Annotated in this window: 19 protein-coding genes and 1 tRNA gene; 13 read left to right on the top strand and 7 right to left on the bottom strand. The window is 58.7% G+C overall.

Annotated elements, in window-relative coordinates; translation table 11 throughout:
- Positions 1–21: 21 nt before the first annotated feature.
- Together CGERO_RS03755 and CGERO_RS03750 are read right to left on the bottom strand one after the other, a co-directional pair.
- The gene (locus CGERO_RS03755) at positions 22–807 is read right to left on the bottom strand and encodes a lytic transglycosylase domain-containing protein (RefSeq protein WP_123933544.1); all 786 of its coding nucleotides are present in this window, start codon (positions 805–807) and stop codon (positions 22–24) included.
- Positions 808–818: 11 nt separating this feature from the next.
- Entirely contained in the window at positions 819–1,415 is a 597-nt protein-coding gene (locus tag CGERO_RS03750; RefSeq protein WP_123933543.1) for a MazG nucleotide pyrophosphohydrolase domain-containing protein, read from the bottom strand.
- 133 nt (positions 1,416–1,548) lie between these two features.
- Between CGERO_RS03750 and efeO the strand changes: the two genes are divergently transcribed.
- A complete protein-coding gene (gene efeO / locus CGERO_RS03745) occupies positions 1,549–2,451 on the top strand; it encodes an iron uptake system protein EfeO (RefSeq protein ID WP_123933542.1) in 903 nt (300 codons plus the stop codon).
- Positions 2,448–3,683: an iron uptake transporter deferrochelatase/peroxidase subunit gene (gene efeB / locus CGERO_RS03740; protein WP_245998879.1), complete on the top strand. Its 1,236-nt coding sequence runs from the start codon at positions 2,448–2,450 to the stop codon at positions 3,681–3,683. The genes efeO and efeB overlap by 4 nt, the downstream gene beginning before the upstream one ends.
- On the opposite strand, the gene mfd is transcribed toward efeB, so the two are convergent.
- Positions 3,680–7,420 carry a transcription-repair coupling factor gene (gene mfd, locus CGERO_RS03735; RefSeq protein WP_123935904.1) on the bottom strand — a complete coding sequence of 1,247 codons (3,741 nt, stop codon included), beginning with the start codon at positions 7,418–7,420 and terminating at the stop codon, positions 3,680–3,682. The genes efeB and mfd overlap by 4 nt on opposite strands.
- Positions 7,421–7,443: 23 nt before the next feature.
- On the bottom strand, positions 7,444–8,157 hold the full coding sequence (locus CGERO_RS03730) for a TetR/AcrR family transcriptional regulator (RefSeq protein ID WP_123933540.1): 714 nt from the start codon (positions 8,155–8,157) through the stop codon (positions 7,444–7,446).
- 99 nt (positions 8,158–8,256) lie between these two features.
- On the opposite strand from CGERO_RS03730, the gene CGERO_RS03725 reads away from it, so the two are divergent.
- Positions 8,257–8,328, top strand: a tRNA-Gln gene (locus CGERO_RS03725).
- Here the strand turns inward: CGERO_RS03725 and CGERO_RS03720 are convergent.
- Positions 8,329–9,870, bottom strand: coding sequence for a multicopper oxidase family protein (locus CGERO_RS03720; RefSeq protein ID WP_123933539.1), 1,542 nt, complete (start codon positions 9,868–9,870; stop codon positions 8,329–8,331).
- A gap of 101 nt (positions 9,871–9,971) precedes the next feature.
- On the opposite strand from CGERO_RS03720, the gene CGERO_RS03715 reads away from it, so the two are divergent.
- The 10 genes from CGERO_RS03715 to pnuC all read left to right on the top strand — a co-directional run bounded on the left by CGERO_RS03715 (position 9,972) and on the right by pnuC (position 20,558).
- Positions 9,972–11,204 carry an MFS transporter gene (locus tag CGERO_RS03715; RefSeq protein ID WP_123933538.1) on the top strand — a complete coding sequence of 411 codons (1,233 nt, stop codon included), beginning with the start codon at positions 9,972–9,974 and terminating at the stop codon, positions 11,202–11,204.
- 42 nt (positions 11,205–11,246) lie between these two features.
- Positions 11,247–12,716 (top strand): bifunctional UDP-N-acetylglucosamine diphosphorylase/glucosamine-1-phosphate N-acetyltransferase GlmU, encoded by a 1,470-nt coding sequence (gene glmU / locus CGERO_RS03710; RefSeq protein ID WP_123933537.1) that lies wholly within the window; start codon positions 11,247–11,249, stop codon positions 12,714–12,716.
- A 7-nt stretch (positions 12,717–12,723) separates the two neighbouring features.
- Complete coding sequence (locus CGERO_RS03705) at positions 12,724–13,704, top strand: ribose-phosphate diphosphokinase (RefSeq protein ID WP_123933536.1); 981 nt, start codon at positions 12,724–12,726, stop codon at positions 13,702–13,704.
- Positions 13,704–15,371, top strand: coding sequence for a type I pullulanase (gene pulA, locus CGERO_RS03700; protein ID WP_123933535.1), 1,668 nt, complete (start codon positions 13,704–13,706; stop codon positions 15,369–15,371). The genes CGERO_RS03705 and pulA overlap by 1 nt, the downstream gene beginning before the upstream one ends.
- 121 nt (positions 15,372–15,492) lie before the next feature.
- Positions 15,493–16,137, top strand: coding sequence for a 50S ribosomal protein L25/general stress protein Ctc (locus CGERO_RS03695; RefSeq protein WP_123933534.1), 645 nt, complete (start codon positions 15,493–15,495; stop codon positions 16,135–16,137).
- Between the two features lie 79 nt (positions 16,138–16,216).
- The gene (gene pth, locus CGERO_RS03690) at positions 16,217–16,747 is read left to right on the top strand and encodes an aminoacyl-tRNA hydrolase (RefSeq protein WP_123933533.1); all 531 of its coding nucleotides are present in this window, start codon (positions 16,217–16,219) and stop codon (positions 16,745–16,747) included.
- 10 nt (positions 16,748–16,757) lie between these two features.
- Entirely contained in the window at positions 16,758–17,360 is a 603-nt protein-coding gene (pth, locus tag CGERO_RS03685; protein ID WP_342768144.1) for an aminoacyl-tRNA hydrolase, read from the top strand.
- Between the two features lie 6 nt (positions 17,361–17,366).
- Positions 17,367–18,194 carry an SDR family NAD(P)-dependent oxidoreductase gene (locus CGERO_RS03680; protein WP_123933532.1) on the top strand — a complete coding sequence of 276 codons (828 nt, stop codon included), beginning with the start codon at positions 17,367–17,369 and terminating at the stop codon, positions 18,192–18,194.
- A 34-nt stretch (positions 18,195–18,228) separates the two neighbouring features.
- Positions 18,229–19,872, top strand: a complete 1,644-nt coding sequence (locus CGERO_RS03675) for a peptide chain release factor 3 (RefSeq protein ID WP_123933531.1) — start codon at positions 18,229–18,231, stop codon at positions 19,870–19,872.
- Complete coding sequence (gene pnuC / locus CGERO_RS03670; protein WP_123933530.1) at positions 19,872–20,558, top strand: nicotinamide riboside transporter PnuC; 687 nt, start codon at positions 19,872–19,874, stop codon at positions 20,556–20,558. The genes CGERO_RS03675 and pnuC overlap by 1 nt, the downstream gene beginning before the upstream one ends.
- Here the strand turns inward: pnuC and CGERO_RS03665 are convergent.
- The gene (locus tag CGERO_RS03665; RefSeq protein ID WP_123933529.1) at positions 20,555–21,619 is read right to left on the bottom strand and encodes an HNH endonuclease signature motif containing protein; all 1,065 of its coding nucleotides are present in this window, start codon (positions 21,617–21,619) and stop codon (positions 20,555–20,557) included. The genes pnuC and CGERO_RS03665 overlap by 4 nt on opposite strands.
- 62 nt (positions 21,620–21,681) lie before the next feature.
- Complete coding sequence (locus CGERO_RS03660) at positions 21,682–22,338, bottom strand: sulfite exporter TauE/SafE family protein (RefSeq protein ID WP_123933528.1); 657 nt, start codon at positions 22,336–22,338, stop codon at positions 21,682–21,684.
- Positions 22,339–22,353 lie beyond the last annotated feature (15 nt).

Here is a 22,353-nt window from a genome sequence, read left to right as displayed (position 1 = left end):
CACACCCGGACAGAATGAGTCCTAAGCCTTTTGATTCAACGCATAGGAGGCCGCGGCGTTGCGGACGTTGCGCAAGTACTCACCCGATTGGTTATAGGAGTGAATTGCAGCCGTCCACCCCTCCGGCGTTGCAAGGTCACCACCCTTCGCGCACAGAAGGTTCGCTGCGGCGACGGCTGCATCATCGATTTGGTTCGGGTCGGCTACCCCGTCACCATTCGCATCGCGCCCATAGGCTCGCCAAGATTCGGGGATGAACTGCATTGGCCCGATTGCGCGATCAAATTCTTTATCGCCATCCATCTCGCCGCCATCAGTATCTTCCAGGCGAGCAAAACCCGGCGAGCCATCGAGACGTGGACCCAAAATTGGCGGAAGGACAAAACCGTTTTGGTCAATGTTTCGGCTTGCAAAAAGCTGCCCAGAATAGGTGCCGTGGCGCGTTTCCACAAAGCCGATGCCTGCCAGCGTCCCCCAGTTGAGATGGCATTCGGGATGCGATTGCTGCGCGATGAGCTGCGCATTGCCATAGGCCCGAAGGGCAGCAACAGGAATCCCTGTTTCCTCCGCAATAGGCTCCGCCCAAAACTGCAGCTTATCGCTCGTGCGACCGGGCGCGTTCACGTCGATTTGAGGCACCTCAGCGGCGTTCGCTGGAGGAACGTCATCGGGGACGTTTTGCCATTGACGTAGGGAATTTGAGCTATCGATGGCGCTCAAACCCCAACCAACCAGCGCAATGATAAGGACTATCGCGAGCAGCACTGCCGCTGCACACCCTGCTGTTCCTCGCGCCGTTTTCGCCATGGCGAGCTATCCTACAACAGTTTGCCCGCTTCCCAGAGACGCATCTGCTCATCGGTGTCAACGACCTCGGTGGTGCCGTCGAAAAGGTAAGGGGCACGCTTTTGCATCTTGTCTACAAAGGCAGCCGCGACGTCGTTGATATTGAAAGCACCACGACGATCGGCAATTTCGGCATGGAAAAGCACCTGAAGGAGTAGATCCGCGAGCTCGTCGCAAAGCTCCTGATCGCTGACATTATTCTCAACGGCTTCTCGAAACTCCGCCGCTTCTTCATCAAGGTACGCGAGCAGACTTTGATGGGTTTGCAACTGCTCCCACTCCCCTAGGCGCAGCGCTCGCTCCATCGTTCGCATCGCCTGTCCGAGGGATTCGTGGCGGCTAGGGACTTCGAGAACGCGCTCCCCACGCTGCTGAGCAGCTAGAACTTGCTCGTTACGTTCATCGGTACTCACCAGCAGCGTTTCACTTCCCGGCTTGACGCAGTCACCGAAATCCCAGCGAACCTGTACCGGAACTTCGTCGGTGTAGGTGACTGTGCCACGAAGCGAAGAAATGAAATCAAAGGGAATCAGCGTTGGCCAGCGAGCATCCAGGAGCAAAACGGTCATGAGCACCATGATAGAACCACGCCGAATCGGGTACACGAATTCCCCGATTTTTTGCCCTTAACCATTGAACACTATGCTAAAACTGATATAGGTAAGCCATTCCTAACTTCACTATTTTGGATAGAAGGATTCCATGCGTAACTCTCGCCCAGCACTCGCCGCCGCAACCCTGACACTCACCGCCCTGCTCGCTGCTTGCTCAAGCGGAGATGATCAGGCCACCGTAGACAAGACCAATGACACCACCACCGTCACCTCAACGGACTCGGACAAAGACAGCAAGCAAGATGCTCAAAGCGGTGAGCAGCAGGCCGCCGTGTCCGACTACACCGGCTACGTCCGCGGACAAGTCTCGAGCCTCCAAGGTGTCGGAGGCGATTTCATCGCCGCTGTGAAGGCAGGGGACGTGGAAAAGTCCAAGGAGCTCTATCCCGTTGCGCGCCAGCCCTACGAGCGCATCGAGCCAGTGGCTGAATCCTTCGGTGATCTCGACGCCCGCATTGACCAGCGCGAGGCAGACCTCGAGCAGGGGGATCAGTGGAGCGGATTCCACAAGATCGAAAAGGCCCTGTGGGTTGATGGCCAGATCACTGACGAAACCAAGAAGGACGCCGAGCAGCTTTCCAAGGACATCGAGGAATTGGCAAAGAAGGTCAATGCCGCGGACTATGAGCTGAACGTCGACGAGATCGCTCACGGCGCACAGGAGCTCCTCGACGAGGTATCTACCTCGAAGATCACCGGTGAGGAAAATGTATTCTCCCACGCAGACCTCTACGATTTCGAAGCCAACCTGGAAGGATCCAAGTCTGCAGTCAACTCTCTGGCACCGGTGATTTCGAAGACGCAGCCAGAACTGCTCGGTGAGATCAACTCCGAGTTCGGCAAGGTAATGGGAATGCTCGGCCAGTACCGCCAAGGTGACGGCTTCGTGTCCTATGAGCAGGTGAACGAGCAGCAACGCAAGGAGCTGTCCTCCGCGCTTGATGCCCTCACCGCCAAGGTAGCCGAGGTGCAACAGGCCGTGGCATCGTGACCCCTCGGCTGAGCCGTCGCACTTTCCTCACCACGGCAGGTGCGCTCGGCGCGATCGCCGCGGGAGCGACTGCGTGCAGCACCGAAGCCACGAAACGCTCCACGTCTAACGTGGTGGATTTCCATGGAGAGCATCAAGCTGGCATCACCACAAAACAGCAAGATCACCTGCATTTCGCGTCCTTCGATGTGATTACTGAAGATCGCGAGAAGCTGCAAGACTTGCTCAAAGAATGGACCGAGATCGCTCGACGAATGTGTCGCGGCGAACTCGCCGAGCCCGGTGCCATGGAAGACACTGGCCAGGCACAGGTTCCCGATGACTCCGGCGAGGCTTACGATCTCCCCGCCTCGAACCTCACCGTTACGGTCGGCTTTGGGCCCTCGCTTTTCGACGATCGCTTCGGGTTCAAACGGGTCCGCCCGAAGGAATTGACGCCACTGCCCCACTTCTCCGGCGACCTCACCCGCAAGGAGATTTCCAACGGCGATCTTTGTGTGCAGGCCTGCGCCGATAACCCCCAAGTAGCGGTGCACGCGGTGCGAAACCTCGCCCGCGTTGGTGCCGGCATTGTGGCAGTGCGGTGGTCGCAACTCGGATTTGGTCACGCTTCCGCCACCACCCGGGACCAGCAAACCCCCAGAAATCTCTTTGGCTTTAAAGACGGCACGAACAATATCAAGGCCGAAGATCAAGAAACCCTAGATCAATACGTGTGGGTGCGCGATGCTGATTCCTGGATGGATGGTGGCACCTACTTGATTGCACGGCGTATCCGGATGCTGATTGAAAATTGGGATCGCCAGGTGCTCCGTGAGCAAGAAGGCACCTTCGGCCGCGAAAAGCGCAGCGGAGCACCACTCGGCGCGAGTGATGAATTCGACCCCTTGCCCTTGGAGTCCAAGGACGAGCGCGGAGAACCACTGGTACCACTAGACGCCCACTCGCGCCTTGCTAGCCCTGCAGAAAACGCGGGTCAGCACATGCTGCGGCGAGCCTATAACTTTACGGACGGCTCGGACGGTTTCGGGCACCTTGATGCCGGGCTCTTTTTCATCGCCATGGTGGCGGCACCCAGCGAAAGTTTCATCCCGATCCAGTCGAAGCTCGCAAAAAATGATCGCCTCAACGAATACGTCCGCTACGAGTCTTCCTCGATTTTCGCTATCCCACCTGGGCTTCGCGACGAACAAGACTACTTCGGACGTACCCTGTTTGAAGCACGTGCCTAGCGCAGGCGGAACTTTTTCCGCCGCGCTTCTCGGCGCTCCTCTTCATCGAAGTCATCACTGCTGACTACACGTCGGGCGCGCTTAGGGGCAGGCGTGGCCTGAGCTCGAGAAGCACCAGCGACCACCAGCGATTCACCCAGCTCCTCACCGCTGACGCTGACCCGATCAACGTTGAACATTGCGGCGATGAAGTCTGCTACCCATTGCAACAGCGCGACGTCGCGAAGCTGCTTGTCCGTCACGTTGGGGCCTTCTTTGGGCATGCTGAGCTGGATCGCTTTCGCCGCAGCTCGATACGCTGCGCTCGGGGCCAGGCGCTTCAGGCGCACCTGCTGGGAATCTGCGAGCACCACAGGATGCACTTTGATTCGTGTGCCTTGAACACCGATGTCGCTAATCCCCGCGGAGCGTGCCAGCAGGCGAAGTCGAGCGACGGCTAGAAGGCGCGATACCGGCTCGGGAACCTGGCCGTAACGATCTTCCATCTCCTCGATCACGCCTTGGATCTCGGCATTGTTGCTAGCCGATGCGAGCTTTCGATACACCTCGAGGCGAAGCCTTTCGGCGGCGATATAGTCATCCGGGATGTGAGCATCCACGGGCAAGTCGATACGGATTTCCTTCGGTCCTTGGTCACTGGCGTCGATGACCTTGCCGTCTGCCATGGCACGATATGCCTCCACAGCTTCGCCGACGAGGCGCACGTAGAGATCAAAGCCAACTCCAGCGATATGTCCTGACTGCTCAGCTCCCAACACATTGCCAGCACCACGCATTTCCAGATCCTTCATGGCCACCGCCATGCCCGCGCCCAGGTCATTGTTTTGGGCGATAGTGGCGAGGCGATCGTAGGAGGTCTCGGTGAGTGTTTGTCCCTTGGGATACAGGAAGTAGGCGTAGCCACGCTCGCGTGAACGCCCAACGCGCCCACGCAATTGGTGCAGTTGCGAAAGACCCATGTGATGCGCATTTTCCACGATCAAGGTGTTGGCGTTGGCGATGTCCAGGCCGGTCTCCACAATGGTGGTACACACGAGGACGTCGTATTCGCGATTCCAAAAGCCCTGCACAGTTTGTTCGAGCTGTTCCTCGCCCATCTGTCCGTGTGCAACTACAATTCGTGCCTCCGGCACAAGATCGCGCAGCTCGCGGGCACGCTTCTCAATGTCTGCGACCTTGTTATGCACGAAGAACACCTGGCCATCTCGCAACAGTTCGCGCCGAATAGCTGCGGCCACCTGCTTTTCCTCATAGGCGCCTACATAGGTCAGAATCGGATGGCGGTCCTGGGGCGGGGTGAGAATTGTAGACATTTCTCGGATACCCGCCATCGACATCTCCAGTGTCCTGGGGATGGGTGTAGCAGACATGGTGAGCACATCCACGTGGCTTCGCAGCGCCTTAATGTGCTCCTTGTGCTCCACACCGAAGCGCTGCTCCTCATCAACCACAACGAGGCCGAGGTTTTTCCACTGCACGCCGGTCTGCAGCAAGCGATGAGTGCCGATGACGATGTCTACGCTGCCGTCGGCAAGCCCCTTGAGCGTTTCTTTCGCCTCGGCGGAGGAACTGAAGCGGCTTAGGCCCTTGATGGTGACGGGGAATCCGGCCATACGTTCTTCGAAGGTGCTGAGGTGCTGTTGCGCCAGCAAGGTCGTGGGAACGAGGACGGCCACTTGGCGGCCATCCTGCACAGCTTTGAACGCCGCACGCACGGCAACCTCAGTCTTACCGTAGCCGACATCGCCAACCACCACGCGGTCCATGGGCGAGGACTTCTCCATATCCTCTTTCACGGCATCGATGGCGAGCATCTGGTCTTCGGTCTCCACGAAGGGGAAGTTATCTTCCAATTCGCGCTGCCAAGGATTGTCCGGGGCAAAAGCGTGACCGGGGGCGGCCTGACGTTTGGCGTAGAGCTCGACCAGTTCGCCAGCGATTTCACGAACTGCGGCGCGCGCCTTCTTTTTTGTGTTCTTCCAGTCGGAGCCGCCCATTTTGGACAAGGTGGGCTTCTCCCCGCCCACATACTTGCTCAGCATGTCCAAGGAATCCATGGGCACATAGAGCTGGTCCGCAGGCTGGCCGCGCTTAGATGGCGCGTATTCAAGCACGATGTACTCGCGTCGGCTGGTCTCACCACCGGTATTGATGGTGCGCTCGGTCATCGTGACAAAGCGACCGATGCCGTGGGTTTCGTGCACCACGTAATCACCCGCTTTAAGCGCCAAGGGGTCCACCCGGTTTCGTTTCTTTGCTGGGCGGCGCTTGGCACCCGCGATGTCTCCGACGCGATTACCGGTGAGGTCTGTTTCAGTGATGACCACGAGTGGCAGTGCCTCGGCACCGGCGATCTTGCGCACCTTCGGAAAGATGAGCCCGGCGTGGCTAAGCGCCTGATAGAGCGTGACTTCGCCTGGGCTCGGCTCCCATCCCGGGGTTGCAACTTTGGCTCGGATCCCCTGTTCAGCAAAGCGCTCTTTCATGCGCTTCATCGCTCCTTGTGCGGGAGCGATGAAAGCAGCACGTCCACCGGCATTCGTGTGTGCCAATAACAACGACATCATCGCTTCAATCTGCTGCAGATCACCGCGCGGCGTTGGCCCTGCCTCAAACTCGAGGGGCAGGGTTTGGGTCTCGTCGGCTGCAAACATGCCAGGAGGCGCGAACGTCCACCACGGCATGGAACGATCGCGGGCGCTGGCCTCCAGAGATTCATAGGAGCGGTAGGAGCTGGCTTCAAGGTCCAGGCCTTCCGCCGCCACCGGGCCCGCAGCTCCCATCGCTGCCGCTTCCCAACCGGCCGCGAGGAACTCATCGTCTGTGGCCTTGAGGTCTTCAATACGACGTCGAATACGTTCGGGATCCATCACGAGCACGTGGGTGCCTACTGGCATCAGCTCCGGCAATGACACCATCGGCGTGTCCACTAATGCTGGAATGAGCGCCTCCATGCCTGGGGAGGGCACCCCCTCGGCGATGCTGCTCAAAAGTTCCTGCAATGTGGGGTTGCCTTGGTATTGGCGGGCTAATTCCTCTGCCCGAGCGGCGACCTCGGGAGTGATGAGCAGCTCCCTAGCCGGGAATATCTCAACGGCATCCACCGTCATGCCTTGGAAAGCACGCTGATCCGCCACGGAAAATTCGCGGATCTCGCTGACCTCGTCACCCCAGAATTCGATGCGGACTGGCTGTTCAGCGGTGGTTGGGAAAATGTCAAGGATGCCACCGCGTGTAGCAAACTCGCCGCGCTTGGCCACCAAATCCACGTGCTGATACGCGCGGTACACCAGATCTCGCTGCAACTGTTCGAAGTCATATTCCCGCTCCGCAACAATCCGCAGTGCTTCTCGGCCAGGATTCTTCGCCAACAGCGGCTGGCAAAAACCACGGGCGGCGGTCACCACAACACGCAGCGAATCAAGATGATCCAGAACTTTCGCCCGCTGACCAATCACATCCGCTGCAGGGCTGAGGCGCTCGTGTGGCAATGTCTCCCAGGCGGGGAACCACGCCACTTGCTCGCCCATCATCGCCTTCAGCTCCGCGGTGAGGTCCTCAGCGTCACGCCCAGTTGGCGTCACCACCAGCATGGGCGCCTTGTGCGCCAAAGCTCCGACCGCCCAAGGGCGCACCTGTTGCAGCCCGGTGATGTGCAACGACGGCTCATCGATATGAGCGCAGAGACCTTTGAGCTTGGGGTCGGTGGCCGCCACTTTGAGCAGGCCGGCGAGCATTGCAGGGCCGTGTGCCACGAACGCTATCTCCTCGGTGTGGTGTGTGTTGATGTTCTAGCCGCGCTTGAGCGTACATTGTCACCCCCGAACGCAGTGCCGAGCACACTCGGTTCTGCGTCTTGATCCGCGGAAAGTTCGGGATTTGCCTCGATGCCAGCAAGCCCGTTCCAACACAGGTTGACGATGTGCGCGGCTACTTGTTCTTTCGAGTATTCGCGAGCATCGAGCCACCATTGCGCAGTCATGGACACCATGCCCACAAGGGCTTGACCATAAAGAACGGCCACATTGGGGTCCAACCCGGATCGCTCAAAAGCCTGGCCCAAAATGTACGACACTTGATTGACGGCATCGTTGAGCAAGGTGGAGTAGCTGCGCGGCCCCGGCTCGCCTTCCGCAGGAACCATGTCGCGCACCAGGATTTGGAAGCCATCCGTTTCTTCCTCCACATAGCTCAACAGCGCCAGCACAGCTTGCTCGATACGACGGCGCGAGCGCCCGTGCTCTAGAGACTCGGTGATGACGCGTTCAAGATGCTGCATTTCCCGGTCAACGACCACCGCGTATAGCCCCTCCTTGCCGCCGAAGTGCTGATAGACCACGGGTTTTGACACCCCGGCGCGCGCGGCGACTTCCTCCACGCTGGCGCCCTCAAATCCACGTTCGGCAAACAGCGATCGCCCAATGCTGATGAGTTGTTCGCGGCGTTCGCGGCCCGACATTCGCTGCTTACTCATAACACTTAAGGCTATCTTGTCCTGCCCGTTTCATAAGCATCCCAGTTGTGTTGTATGCTAGGAACCCGTTGCAAGGCTTGCTTTCAAGCTTTTCGACGATTCCCTGTGGTGTAATTGGCAACACTACGGTTTTTGGTACCGTCATTCTAGGTTCGAGTCCTGGCAGGGAAGCTAGTGTTGGTGAGCAGAACGTTCATCATCTTTGGCCCGGGAGTAAGCGGTATCGATCTTCGCTTTCTCACCGGGTTTCATCTTTATGAACTGCCCCATCAAGCCCTGGTCCTCATGAAACAGCATGTGGCAGTGATACATGTAGGGGTAGTTCGCGTCGGTGTACTGACCGAATTCCACTAAGAGTTTTGCCTGCGCGTTGGGCGGTAGCGTGACGGTGTCTTTCCAGCCCTCACTATCGAAGGCAGCTTCGGTGCCGGTGACTTCCAGTACTTGGAAGGCCGCGTCGTGGATGTGGAAGTTGTGCATCCAATCCGCATTGCCATTGCGGACGTGCCAGATTTCCGGCTGTTCGTGGGCGATCACAAGGTCAACCCGGTCCATGTCCATGGACTTGCCGTTGATTTGGAAACCGTTGAGCTCAAAATGGCGTTCGATGAGGCCCTCAAGTTTTGGCGCTGGACGTTTGCTGAGCTGCGCGCTCGGCGCAGGTGCATCTTGTAGCTTTTGAGCCGCGCGAAGCAAGAGCAAGTCATGTGATTCTTTCAAACGAAAATCGGGGGCGAAACCGTCTTCGGGTACCCCAAGGTTGTCTTCGAAGCCTAGTGAACGCAGCATCACCTCTTCACCGGGCGAGCACTCCACCACGATCTCGCAACGCTCTCCGGGTCCGAGCGTGACTGAGGTGACTTCCCGTGGGACGTCGAAAAGCCCAGCATCGCTGGCAATGTGGAGGAATGGTCGCTGATCCTGAAAGCCAATGCGGTGAAAACGCATGGTCGAGCCGTCCAGGAGACGCAGACGCACACGCTTGGTGCTTGGCTCGAAGACCGGGTCACTGATGCCATTGACGTGGATGATGTCGCCGAGCATGCCAACATCTGGATCCTGCGTTTCATCCAAGGTGCCGTCGGCGTTGATGTTCGCGTCCATCAGCACCACTGGGATGTCATCAACGCCGTAGTTTCGGGGAAGTGAAAGGCGATCGGAAAACTCATCTTCGATAATCATCATCCCCGCCAAACCCCGGTATGCCTGCACGCCGGTTTTACCATGTGGGTGGGGGTGATACCAGATGGTTGCGGCGGGCTGATCCACCTCGAACTGCGCCGCCCACTCCTCCCCCGGATCAATGGGCGAATGAGGTCCACCATCGGCCTTGGCAGGAACCAGGGCACCGTGCCAATGGACCGAGGTACGTTCCGGCAGCGTGCTGCGAACCTTGAGTTCTACTTTGTCTCCCCTGCTCACCTTGATAGTGGGCCCCAGGTGGTTACCGTTAAACCCCCAGGTGGGAGTTTGTACGCCGGGAAGAATTTCGCTGGTGCCCGTTTGGGCCACTAACAACGTGCTGAGGCGATCCCCCTTCAGCTCGAACTTTGCCAAAGGCGGGATGGGCAGGCTGCGGCGATGATCCGATGTCACCTTGGGTGCCGGTTGTCGCTGAGGTTGTGAATCTTTGGAATCGCAAGCACTGAGGCCGACGGCGGCCATCGCGCCTAAGGAAGTGATCTGAAGCATCTGGCGACGAGTAGCCCGCATGCGCAACCTTTCCCGGTCAAAGTATCAATCAAAAGTTGAGGGGTCTGGATTCATCTAACCACGCACAAAGAACACCGCGAAAGCCTTATACAGTGGACGCCATGAGCGAGAAGCGCAATGCGACACTGTTTGTCTACTCAAACGCCCTACAAAACATCGGCGACAACATCGTCGCCGCAAAAACAGTGCTGCCGTGGATCTTCGCAGCGCTCGGGGTTCCGCACGCTTTCACCTCAATGCTCGTTCCGATTCGCGAATCGGGCTCGATGCTCCCCCAGGCCTTAATCACTGGATGGGTGCTCAAACAACCCAGCCGCAAGCGGGTGTGGATCATCGGCTCGCTCGGGCAGGCAGCCGCCGCGGCTGGTATCGGTATTGCAGCGCTTTTCCTCCGTGGTTGGGCGATGGGCATTGTGTCACTGTGTTTACTAGCTGTTTTCGCACTCACGCGCTCGCTGTGCTCCATCAGCTCCAAAGACGTACAAGGCAGAACGATCTCGAAGGGAAAGCGCGGACGAGTCTCGGGTCGCGCCGCTGCAGTGGGCGGTATCGCTTCTCTCATCGTCGGACTCGGCCTTGCACTCCTTGGTCAAGGCGCACCCAGTTGGGCACTGGCGTGCCTGATTATCGCCGCTGCTACGATGTGGGTGTTTGCCTCCTTGGTGTTCCGCAATATTGAGGAGCCAGAGGCAGAGCCGCAACACACGAAACAAGCAGCGAGCGGGTGGTTAAGCGATTGTTTTGATCTATTGCGCAAAGATCGCGACTTTCTCAGATTCGTTAGTGTTCGCTCACTGCTATTAGTCACCGCACTCTCAACTGCTTTCTTAGTCACCTTGGCTCACGAAAAGGGCTCGGGCTTTGGAGGTCTGGCGATCTTCATGATCGTCAATGGTGTCGCAACCTTCGTCGGCAGTTGGATCTCCGGGAAACTCTCGGACATTTCCTCAAAGAAGGTGATGGAATATGGGTCTGCGGTGGCGTCGATAAGCTTGCTGCTCACCATCACCTGCATCCACGCCATACCCTCAAGCACCACCCTGCTCCTGCCAACAGCGTTTTTTCTGGTCACCGTGGTGCACTCGGGGATTCGGGTAGCTAGAAAGACGTACGTGGTGGACATGGCAGAAGGCGACGAGCGCACCAAATATGTCGCGAATGCCAACACGCTTATGGGATTAGTCTTGCTCGGCGTCGGTGGCATCTCAGCGGTATTCGCCCACTTCGGAGCAGATATCGCCGTGGTGTTCCTCGCCATCATGGGTCTGCTCGGCAGCTTCTTGGCTCGGGGGATGAAAGACGTTTCTGCAAACGCGGGCGCACCAAGCAAGTAAGCTCTACTAGGCGAATATCCTCAACCCGGAAGCAAGCAACACGTGACTACACACACTTCCCCAACCGCAGTGGTGGTGCTGGCAGCAGGAGCTGGCACCCGAATGAAATCAAAACTTCAAAAAACCCTGCACAGCATCGGCGGGCGCTCCCTGCTTTCCCACTCCCTCCACGCCGCAGCCGGAATTAATCCAGATAAGATCGTCGCTGTCATTGGACATCGGCGTGAGCAAGTGGAACCCGCGGTGAGGGCGGTCTCGGATTCCCTGGACGGGGTCACCATCGACGTAGCGGTGCAAGAAGAACAAAACGGCACCGGCCATGCAGTGCAATGCGGTATGACAGCACTCGAGGGCTTTGAGGGCACCGTGGTAGTCACCAACGGCGATGTTCCCTTGCTGCGCCCCGAGACGCTCAAGCTCTTAGTGGAGGCGCACAGCAAAGTTCCCACAGCCGTGACGGTTCTCAGCATGGTGCTCGATGACCCAACGGGGTACGGGCGCATCGTGCGTTCCGGCGACGGCGAAGTCACCGCCATCGTTGAACAAAAAGACGGCGACCCAGCCACACTCGCGATCAAGGAAGTCAATTCCGGCGTTTTCGCCTTCGACGCCGCAATCCTCCGCGGGGCGCTGGGGCAACTGCGTGCGGACAATGCCCAAGGCGAGCTCTACCTCACTGACGTGCTCAGCATTGCCCGCAACGAAGGACACCCGGTACGCGGCTATCGCGCCGAAGACGCTGGTGAACTCGCCGGCGTCAATGATCGAGTCCAACTCGCTGCCGCAGGCCGCGAACTGAACCGCCGCACCGTGGAAGCCGCCATGCGCGCCGGGGCTACAGTGGTGGATCCTGAAAGCACCTGGATTGACGTTGAAGTCAACATTGGCCAAGACGTCACCATTTTGCCTGGCACCCAACTGTTGGGCACCACGAGCATTGCCGACGGCGCAACCATCGGCCCCGACACCACGCTGAGCAACGTGGCTGTGGGCGAGGATGCCTCGGTGATCCGTACCCACGCCCAGGACTCGAGCATCGGCGACCGCGCTCAAGTTGGTCCTTTTACCTACCTGCGCCCCGGCACGCACCTGGCGGAGCACGGCAAGCTCGGTGGCTTTGTGGAGGCAAAAAACGCCACCATCGGCCGCGGCTCGAAGGTGCCGCATCTAACGTACATCGGTGATGCAACCGTGGGCGAAGAATCCAATATCGGCGCCTCCAGCGTTTTCGTGAACTACGACGGCGTGAACAAACACCACACCACCATCGGCTCTCACGTGCGCACAGGTTCCGACACCATGTTCATTGCGCCAGTGAACGTGGGTGATGGCGCGTATTCGGGAGCAGGTACAGTGATTAAAGAAGACGTTCCCCCGGGAGCGCTCGTGGTCTCCGGCGGCAAACAACGCAATATTGAGGGTTGGGTGAGCAAGAAGCGCCCCGGCACTCCCGCAGCGCGCGCCGCCGAAGCAGCAATGAAGGCATCCGGCCAACAAACCGAGGAAGGTTAATATCCGCATGACATGCCAAAATGCGTCGACGAACGAAAAGAACATGATGCTGTTCTCCGGGCGTGCGCACCCGGAGCTCGCCGAGGCGGTCGCCCGCGAACTGGGCACAGAGATCACGCCCACCACTGCGCGTGACTTCGCAAATGGCGAGATCTTCGTCCGCTTCGAGGAATCCGTCCGTGGCTGTGACGCCTTCGTGCTGCAGTCCCACCGCCAGCCACTGAACAAGTGGCTGATGGAACAACTCATCATGATTGATGCGCTCAAGCGTGGCTCCGCCAAGCGCATCACCGCAATTTTGCCCTTCTACCCCTATGCCCGTCAGGACAAGAAGCACCGCGGCCGTGAGCCGATTTCCGCCCGCCTGGTAGCGGATCTCCTTCGCACCGCTGGCGCAGATCGCATCGTGAGCGTGGACCTGCACACTGATCAGATTCAAGGATTCTTCGACGGTCCCGTGGATCACATGCACGCGATGCCCATCCTCACCGACTACATCAAGTCCAAGTACACCCTGGACAATATCGTGGTGGTCTCCCCCGACGCCGGCCGTGTGAAGGTGGCCGAGAAGTGGGCTAACACCCTGGGCGATGCACCCATGGCATTCGTTCACAAAACCCGCAGCGTGGACACCGCCAACCAAGTGGTAGCCAACCGCGTGGTCGGCGACGTGGCAGGCAAGACTGCCGTGCTGCTCGACGACATGATTGACACCGGCGGAACCATCGCCGGTGCCGTCGGCGTGCTTCGCGATGCCGGTGCAGAAGACGTGATCATCGCCTGCACACACGGTGTGTTCTCTGATCCTGCCCGCGAACGTCTCTCTGGCTGTGGCGCCAAGGAAGTTATTACGACGGACACCCTCCCGCAGGACACCGAGGGTTGGGAAAACCTCACCGTGCTCTCCATCGCCCCGCTGCTGGCGAAGACGATCCACGAGATCTTTGAAAACGGCTCGGTTACAACGCTGTTTGAGGGTTCCGCCTAGTGCAGGAATCCAATAGGCACTCTGCCCCCAAGGACTGGCCCGGACTCTATGGCTATCAATTGGGGGCATTGCTCTGTGATGGCTCAACCGTATTCCGGGTATTTGCGCCTGAAGCCCAGGACGTCCAGCTCCTCGTCAACGGCGAGCTCTTCTCGATGAGCCCAACGCGTGAGGGCTATTGGGAATCGCGGCAACCAGGCGAGCTCGAGGGGGTCGAGTACCAGTTCATCGTCGATGGGCGCGTATGCAATGACCCCAACGCTCGCGCCAGCTTGGCCAATAGTGGTGTCTCGGTGGTGGTGCGCCCCGATCCCCTTCCTCGCGCCGAGCCCTTTGCAGGCAACCCGGTCATTTACGAGGCGCACGTTCGCGATATGACCATAGGCCCAGAGAACGGCATTACGCACAAAGGCAAGTTCCTAGGCCTGGCTGAACGCGGTACCACCACGCCCGAGGGCCAGCCAACAGGGCTGGACTACATCGCTTCCCTGGGCGTCACGCATATCCAGCTTTTGCCCATCTTTGACTTCGCCACGGTGGATGAGCTGGGCGATCTCAGCTTCAATGCCCAGTACAACTGGGGCTATGATCCGGCGCAATACAACGTGCCGGAGGGCTCCTATGCCACAGATCCGAGTGATCCTTTGTGCCGCATCCGCGAGTTGAAAATGATGATTCAGGCGATGCATGACGCAGGTCTTCGCGTGATCATGGACGTGGTGTATAACCATGTGTTCGACGTGGCACAATCTCCCTTGCATCACACCGCTCCCGGCTACTATTTCCGCTACCGCAGGGGCCACCTGCTCAACGGCACAGGGGTGGGCAATGAGACGGCTTCTGAGCAGCCGATGATGCGCAAGCTCATGGTGGATTCGGTGATGTATTGGGCCAAGGAATTCGCCATCGACGGCTTCCGTTTTGATCTCATGGGAATCCACGACGTGGAGACGATGAATGAGATTCGCCGCGCGTTAGACACGATCGATCCGAGTATCATCGTCCTCGGCGAAGGCTGGCATATGGGGAATCATCCGAAGGGTGTCGTTCCCGCCAACATGGGCAATGCCCACCTCATGCCGCGCATTTTCCACTTCAACGATCGTTTCCGCGACGCAATGAAGGGCCCGGCGCTGGTCGAGCATTCCACGGGCGTGATTTCGGGGGCTCGCAACGAATCCTTAATGCGCCAGCTCTTCGAGGAGCTCAGCGGCAAGGGGCTAGATCAGTCGGTCGTTTATAACGAGGCCCACGACAACGCCACGATGTTTGACAAGCTGACGTCCACGATGCCTCGCACGAGCGAACAGGAAGTACTGGATCGCTGCGCCCTGGCAACGGCGCTGCAATTCTTTGCCCGCGGCCTGGTGTTCATTCACGCAGGTCAGGAGATGATGCGCACCAAGGGCGGGGATGAGAATTCCTACCGCTCCCCGGATCATGTCAATGCCTTCGATTATGAGCGCGCACGGCAGCTTAAGCAGTACGTGGACCGTTTCCGCCAGCTTTGTGCTTTTCGACGTTCCTACGCCCCCGACTCCATCGAGGCCGTTGAGATCACGTCTTCGCATGTGGTGTTCAAAGTTGATGGGCGCACCTTGCTCTTCGAGCCGAATCCGCCACGCTTGGTGGACTTGGAGCACCCGCAAATGGATGTGCTACTCTAGCTGAGTCTCGGCGAGGGTTCGCACCCATTGCGAACCGTTATCGACGCGATCCATTGCACTTTCGTGCTGGCTTTTGTCGTGTATGCCGAAAAGACTTTCAATCAACTTAGGAGATATGACAATGGCTCAGTACCCCACCATTGCCGCTAAGCCCCGCGATGAGTTCGGCAAGGGCGCTGCCCGCCGCCTGCGTCGCGCAGGTTTCGTGCCCGGTGTTATCTACGGCGGCGCACTTGAAGATCCGATCCACTTCGCTGTGGACATCCTGGAGCTCCACGCTCTGATCCGTAACAATGGCGCAAACGCCGTGTTCGAGCTCGACCTCGAAGGTGAGCCGCACCTCGCCATGGTCAAGCACGTTGACCAGAACGTTCTCACCCTAAACGTAGACCACGTTGATCTGCTCGCCATCAAGCGTGGCGAAAAGGTTGAGGTTGAGGTTCCCGTGGTGCTCGAAGGTGAAGTTGCACAGGGCGCTCAGCTCGTGCAGGACGCCGACGTTGTGCTCGTTGAGGCCGACGTGCTCTCCATCCCCGAAGAGATCATCCACTCCGTTGAAGGCGCAGAGATCGACACCAAGATCCTTGCTTCTGACCTGCAGATGCCTGCAAACACCACCCTCATTGCTGACCCCGAGACGGTCATCGGTTCCGTGGGCCACGAAGAGGTTGCTGAGGAGCCTGAGGACGCCGAGGAGCAGGCCGCCGAGGAAATCGACGAGACCGACGCTTCTGAGGTTGAGGCCACCGAAGAAGACGCTACCTAAACAGCGTCTGAGATCCCGCCCCGCGCCGAAATGCTTTTCGACGTGCGGGGCGCTTCGCGTATCAGGAGGTATTCACCGCATGCATCTAGTGGTTGGGCTGGGCAACCCTGGCCCCAAATACACCGGCACCAGGCACAATATCGGCGTCGCTGCGCTTGATGAGCTCGCCGATCGCCACGGATCCAGCTTTTCTGGACACAAGCGCACCAACACTGATGTGGCACAGATTCGAGTCAATGGCCAGCCGGTGCTGCTCGCCCGGCCGCGCAGCCTGATGAATCTTTCGGGACAGCCGGTGAAGGCTCTTATGGGCTTTTTCAAACTGCCTCCAACGCAACTCATCGTGCTCTTCGACGACCTCGAATTGGACTTCGGTGAGGTTCACGGCCGTCTCGGCGGTGGGGATCACGGGCACAAGGGGCTTCGCTCGATTTCCCAACACTTGGGCACCAAGGAGTATTACAAGGTTGGCTTGGGGATTGGGCGGCCGCCGGGGCGCATGGACGTTGCCAGTTTTGTGCTGAAGCCTTTCGCCGCGCGCGAAAAAGACAGCGTCCCGATTTTGTGCGCCGATGGCGCGGATGCTGTGGAGTCGATCATCGCTGAATAGGATGATCACCATGGGCATCTTTTCCAAGCTTTTCCGCCGCAATACCGAGCAGCTTCACGCCGATTGGTTGGTCATCGGCCTGGGTAATCCAGGGGCGCAGTATGAGCGGAATCGTCATAATGTTGGGTACATGGGCGTCGATAAGCTGCTTGACGGCCCGCTTATGGCCTACCCCGGCGGGGCTCCGGCACTGATGCGTATCCAGAATCTCGTGGGGAAACGGGTGGCGTTCGTCCGCTCAACCACGTACATGAACCTTTCCGGGGAAGCCGTATCTCCACTGGTCCAGCGCCTGCACATCCCGCTTGAACGCGTGATAGTGCTGCACGACGAATTGGATTTGCCCGCTGGGCGCGTGCGCATCAAATCCGGCGGAAATGAAAACGGGCACAATGGCCTGAAGTCAATCACGCAGCACCTTGGCACCCGGGAATACCTTCGGGTACGCATGGGCATCGGACGCCCCGCCGCGGGAGTCGCAGTGCCGGATTATGTGCTCAGCGACATCGACGCCCCCACCGCCACCGACCTGGCCGACACCGCTGCCCGCGCCGTTGCATTGATCGTGTCTGAAGGCGTGGCGCAGGCTCAACAAGAAATTCATAGGAAATAGCTCACCATGCGAACCATCGTGATTACTGGAGCCAGCTCCGGCGTTGGCCGCGAGGCGGCTCGGCACCTGGCAGCGGCCTGTGACAACCGCCTCATTCTTGTGGGACGCAACCGCGAGCGCACCAATGCCATCGCCTCGGAGCTTGGCGCTCAGGCTATCGTGGCGGATTTCGCGCGCCTAGATGATGTGCGGGCTTTGGCCGAACAACTGCGCGGGGAGCGTATCGACGTGCTAGCCAACAACGCCGGTGGGCTGTTTGACGGGCCCAAAATCACCGATGACGGCTACGAGCTAACGTTTCAAGTCAATCACTTGGCTCCCATGCTGCTTGTCCATGAATTGTTGCCGCAACTGTTTGATTCCAACGCTCGTGTTATTGCCACCTCTAGCATGGCCAATGTGCTCTTCGGCCGACCGGCGTTGGACGATATTCAGGGCTTGAACAAGTTCGATCAGCACCGCGCCTACGGCAATGCCAAGCTGGCCAATCTCATCTTCGCCCAGGAGCTGCATCGCCGCTACCATCCGCGCATCGCCACTTGCTCTTTCCACCCCGGCGTGGTCGCGTCGAATTTCTCCCGAGATACAGGCTCATGGATGCGCAAATTCTACGAATCCCGGCTGATCAAACCCTTCGGTATCTCCGATGTGCAGGGCGGAGAAAATTTAGCGTACTTCATCGACGGCACTCCTGGTATTGCGTGGCAATCGGGGGAGTATTACGGGGATCGTCGAAAAGCTGGGTTCAAGCATCCCTTTGCCCGAAAGCCCGATCAATCGGCTAAGCATTTCGAGATCTGCTCCTCGCTGCTGGGCATTGAGTGGCCAGCTTAAGCACAATTGGACACGGGCAGTAGTGTTATGAGCTATGAGTTCTTCTGCCACTACCGCCCAGGAAGCTTCCAGGCGTCGCACATTCGCCGTGATCGCGCACCCCGACGCGGGTAAATCCACGCTCACCGAGGCCCTAGCGCTCCACGCGCACGTGATCTCTGAGGCCGGCGCGGTGCACGGAAAGGCTGGCAGGAAGGCCACCGTCTCCGACTGGATGGAGATGGAAAAAGACCGTGGCATCTCCATTGCGTCCTCCGCGCTGCAATTCGAATACGCCCCCGAGGGCCACGAGGGCGAGCCCTACATGATCAACCTGGTGGACACACCCGGCCACGCGGACTTCTCCGAGGACACCTACCGCGTGCTCACCGCCGTGGATGCCGCAGTCATGCTGATCGACGCCGCCAAAGGCCTCGAACCCCAGACCCTCAAACTGTTCAAAGTGTGTAAGGCGCGCGGCCTACCCATCATTACCGTGGTGAATAAGTGGGACCGTCCCGGCCGCACTCCCCTCGAGCTTGTCGACGAAATCGTCGACGAAATCGGCCTGCAGCCGACTCCGCTGTACTGGCCTGTGGGCGAAGCAGGCGATTTCCGTGGGTTGGCGCGACTCGACGTTGAAGGCGAAGTGGAGGAATACATTCACTTCCTGCGCACCGCCGGTGGCTCCACCATCGCCCCTGAAGAGCACTTTGATCCCGAAGCTGCTGCCATGAAAGAGGGCCCCGCGTGGGAATCAGCCGCCGAAGAAGCCGAACTGCTGGTAGCCGACGGCGCGGTTCACGATCAGGAACTGTTCCTGCAGTGCGTCACTTCTCCCCTCATCTTCGCTTCCGCAATGTTGAACTTTGGTGTTCACCAGATCCTCGACGCCCTCTGCCAGTTGGCTCCCTCCCCCACCGGGCGATCCTCCGACCCGAAGGCTGTCGAGGCTGCCACCTCCGCCATCGACGCCGACCGCGAGGTCACCGATGATTTCTCCGGCGTGGTGTTCAAAGTGCAAGCAGGCATGGACAAAAACCACCGTGACTCCCTCGCGTTCATGCGCGTAGTTTCCGGCGAATTTGACCGCGGCATGCAAGTCACCCACGCCCAATCCGGCAGGAGTTTTTCCACCAAGTACGCGCTCACAGTCTTCGGACGCACCCGCTCGACGGTGGAGACCGCCTTCCCTGGAGATATCGTCGGCCTGGTCAATGCTGGTTCTCTTGCCCCCGGCGATACGATTTTCGCTGGTCGGAAGGTTCAGTTCCCGCCAATGCCGCAGTTCGCTCCCGAGCACTTCCGCACGCTTCGTGCCAAGAGCTTGGGCAAGTACAAGCAGTTCCGTAAGGCTTTGGATCAGCTCGCCAGCGAAGGCGTGGTCCAGATCCTGCGCAACGACGCCCGCGGCGACGCAGCCCCTGTGATGGCGGCCGTCGGTCCCATGCAGTTCGAGGTGATGCAAGCGCGCATGCTCAACGAGTACAACGTTGAAACCACCGCAGACCCGATCCCCTACTCCGTTGCTCGCCGCACCACGGCTGAGACTGCACCGGATCTAGCGAAGCAACGCGGTGTGGAAATCTTTAGCCGCACCGATGGGGAGCTGGTGGCGTTGTTCAGCGATAAGTGGCGACTCCAATTCATTGAAAAAGAGCACCCAAACTTCGAGCTGTACCCCATGGTGGCGGATTAATGGCTGTGCTCAATCCGCTTCTCGACGCCACGCTCACCATCGGCGGCGTGCCCATCTTGTGGCGCGAAATCATTGGCAACGTCTTTGGCCTGGCCAGTGCTTATGGTGGGATGAAGCGCGTGGTGTGGGCGTGGCCTGTGGGGATCATCGGCAACCTCCTGTTATTTACGGTGTTTCTTGGCGGTGTCTTCCACACTCCTCAAAATCTTGATCTTTATGGTCAAGCGGGCCGCCAAGTTATGTTTTTGTGCGTGAGTCTCTACGGCTGGTGGCAGTGGTCTTCTGCGAAACGTCGCGGTGTTCGGGAATGCCAGGATGTGGATCCCGCACGATCAATTGTCAGCGAACCCGAGGCAGTGCAGCCGCACTGGGCCAGCGCAAAGCAACGAATCGGCATGATCATTTTCGCGGTCCTCGCCACGGCGATATGCGCAGCGATCTTCCAGGCTCTCGGCTCTTGGGGACCGTGGGCTGATGCCTGGATCTTTGTTGGATCTATGCTGGCGACCTTCGGCATGGCACGAGGCTGGACCGAGTTTTGGCTGATTTGGATTGCCGTGGACATCGTCGGCGTTCCCCTGTTGCTCAGCGCCGGGTACTACCCCTCAGCGGCTCTGTACATTTTCTACGCGGCCTTCGTGCTGTGGGGATTTTTCACTTGGCTCAAAGTGCAGCGCGAGGCTTAAGTCAGCACTCCTTCTGGTTGGGTCACGCATTGGGTTCCATTCGGGTACGCCCAAACAACTTCCGCGGATTCTTCAATGCGCGCTCTGACCAACTTTGCCGTTTTGAGGTTGTGGTGGTGCCTGCACAGGAGTTGGGCGTTTTCCACCGAAGTGACGCCTCCGCGGTTATATTCCAGAACATGGTCGATATCGCACTGATGATGCGGTACCGAGCAACCGGGGTATCGGCAGTGGGCGTCCCTAGCGGCGATGAATGCTCGCATCTTTTCGCTAAAACGATAGCGTTTGGTCGCCACCGGGCGCTCCAGGGTGCGCGTGTTCGCCTGCTCTCGAATCAGCTCGGCTTCTTCCTGGTCGAAGCGGTGGCCAGAGGCGGTGTGGAGAACGCCAGCCTTGTCCTCGTACAGATTGATGGTTACTTTTGCTCCGGCGCCGAGCACCATGCACATCAGTGCGTCTGCACGGCTGATCTGCATTTGCTCAGCGGTTCTTGTGACTGCTTCACGCATCATGATGGCGCTAGCGTCGGAAGTAAGTACACCGAAGACGCGACGGCGATCGCCCGCGGGTTCCTCGATGAGGATGTCTCTGCTGAGGGAGTTTGAAGGTTCTGCGCCGAGGTGCTTGCGGATGAATTCTCGAATTTGGCGGGCGCTAGGTAGCACCTGTGCCGCACGTTTAGGGGTGAGGTACTTGGCTAATGCGGCATCGATATCTGCCCATTCCTCAATAATGTCGAGCGTGTTACCTATCGCTATCAGGCGTGCGAAATCTAAATGCCACAATTGCTCGATCACGGCCTTTGTTTCCGGGAGCTTATCCAGAACCCACAAGGCGGTAAATCGATTAATGACGTATTGTTCGCCCCTGCCAACCGAAGGCGCAAGGGAGATGGCCAGCGCAAAGGCATCCTCTTCCTCTGCTTGATCGGGGAGCAACATTCGCCAAAAAGCGATGTCCTCTTTTCGGCGAGCTCGCAGATAATCGCAGAGCGGATCCGCCGGATCGGCGCTGACGAAATAGTAGCTTGAGGTGCATTTTTGCGGGAGTTTTTCGTACATATGTGCAATATAACAACCCACCCCCGAGACGCTCTCCGCTGCACGAACAAATGTTCGATTCCCTATAGGTGCCCCACGCCGATCAGCACCAAAATTACCGCGACAAAGTAGCCAGCACCGGCAGACATCTGCTCACTGTGATCCCTCGCCCAAGCAAAAGCCCTACCAGCCGCACTTCGCGGGCGCGCGCGAACAAAAGCGACAGCGAAAGCGCTCAAAAATGGCAGACTCAATGCCAGCGAGGCATATAGCACCAGAGCCGAATAGCGCAGCAGCACGCTCAATCCACCAACGCTCAAAAAACCTAGTCCGATATAGAAGGGCACCGAAGTCAGCGACTGCACAGCCCCGAGCACAAAACCTACGCCTGCTGTTCGAGCACTCGGCTCGCGCAACCAGCGCATCACCCGCCCCACAATGGCACTGGAATCACCTCCGCTTCGCCACGTCAGCACAGCACTCAAGACTCCCACCAGGATCAAAACCACACCAAACCAAGAGGATTCGATGGCTCGCCGAATGGGCGCGCCGATGGAATCAAAGAGCAGCAGCACCGGAACTGAAGTGACAAAAACGCCCAACCAATCGCCAACAATCAGGCGCGCCACGATCCGCCCGTAGTGCCCGCCCGCCGGCAACACCACCCCGATTGCCACAATCACGCCGATGAGCAGCACGTTGATGGAGTCGAGCAATGCATAGCTCACTGCATGAAACACGCAGGCACACCTTCA

The organism is Corynebacterium gerontici (assembly GCF_003813985.1).
GTDB classification, from domain to species: domain Bacteria; phylum Actinomycetota; class Actinomycetes; order Mycobacteriales; family Mycobacteriaceae; genus Corynebacterium; species Corynebacterium gerontici.
Note: the sequence above shows the minus strand (reverse complement) of the source record. Positions and strands in the feature narration are given on the sequence as shown.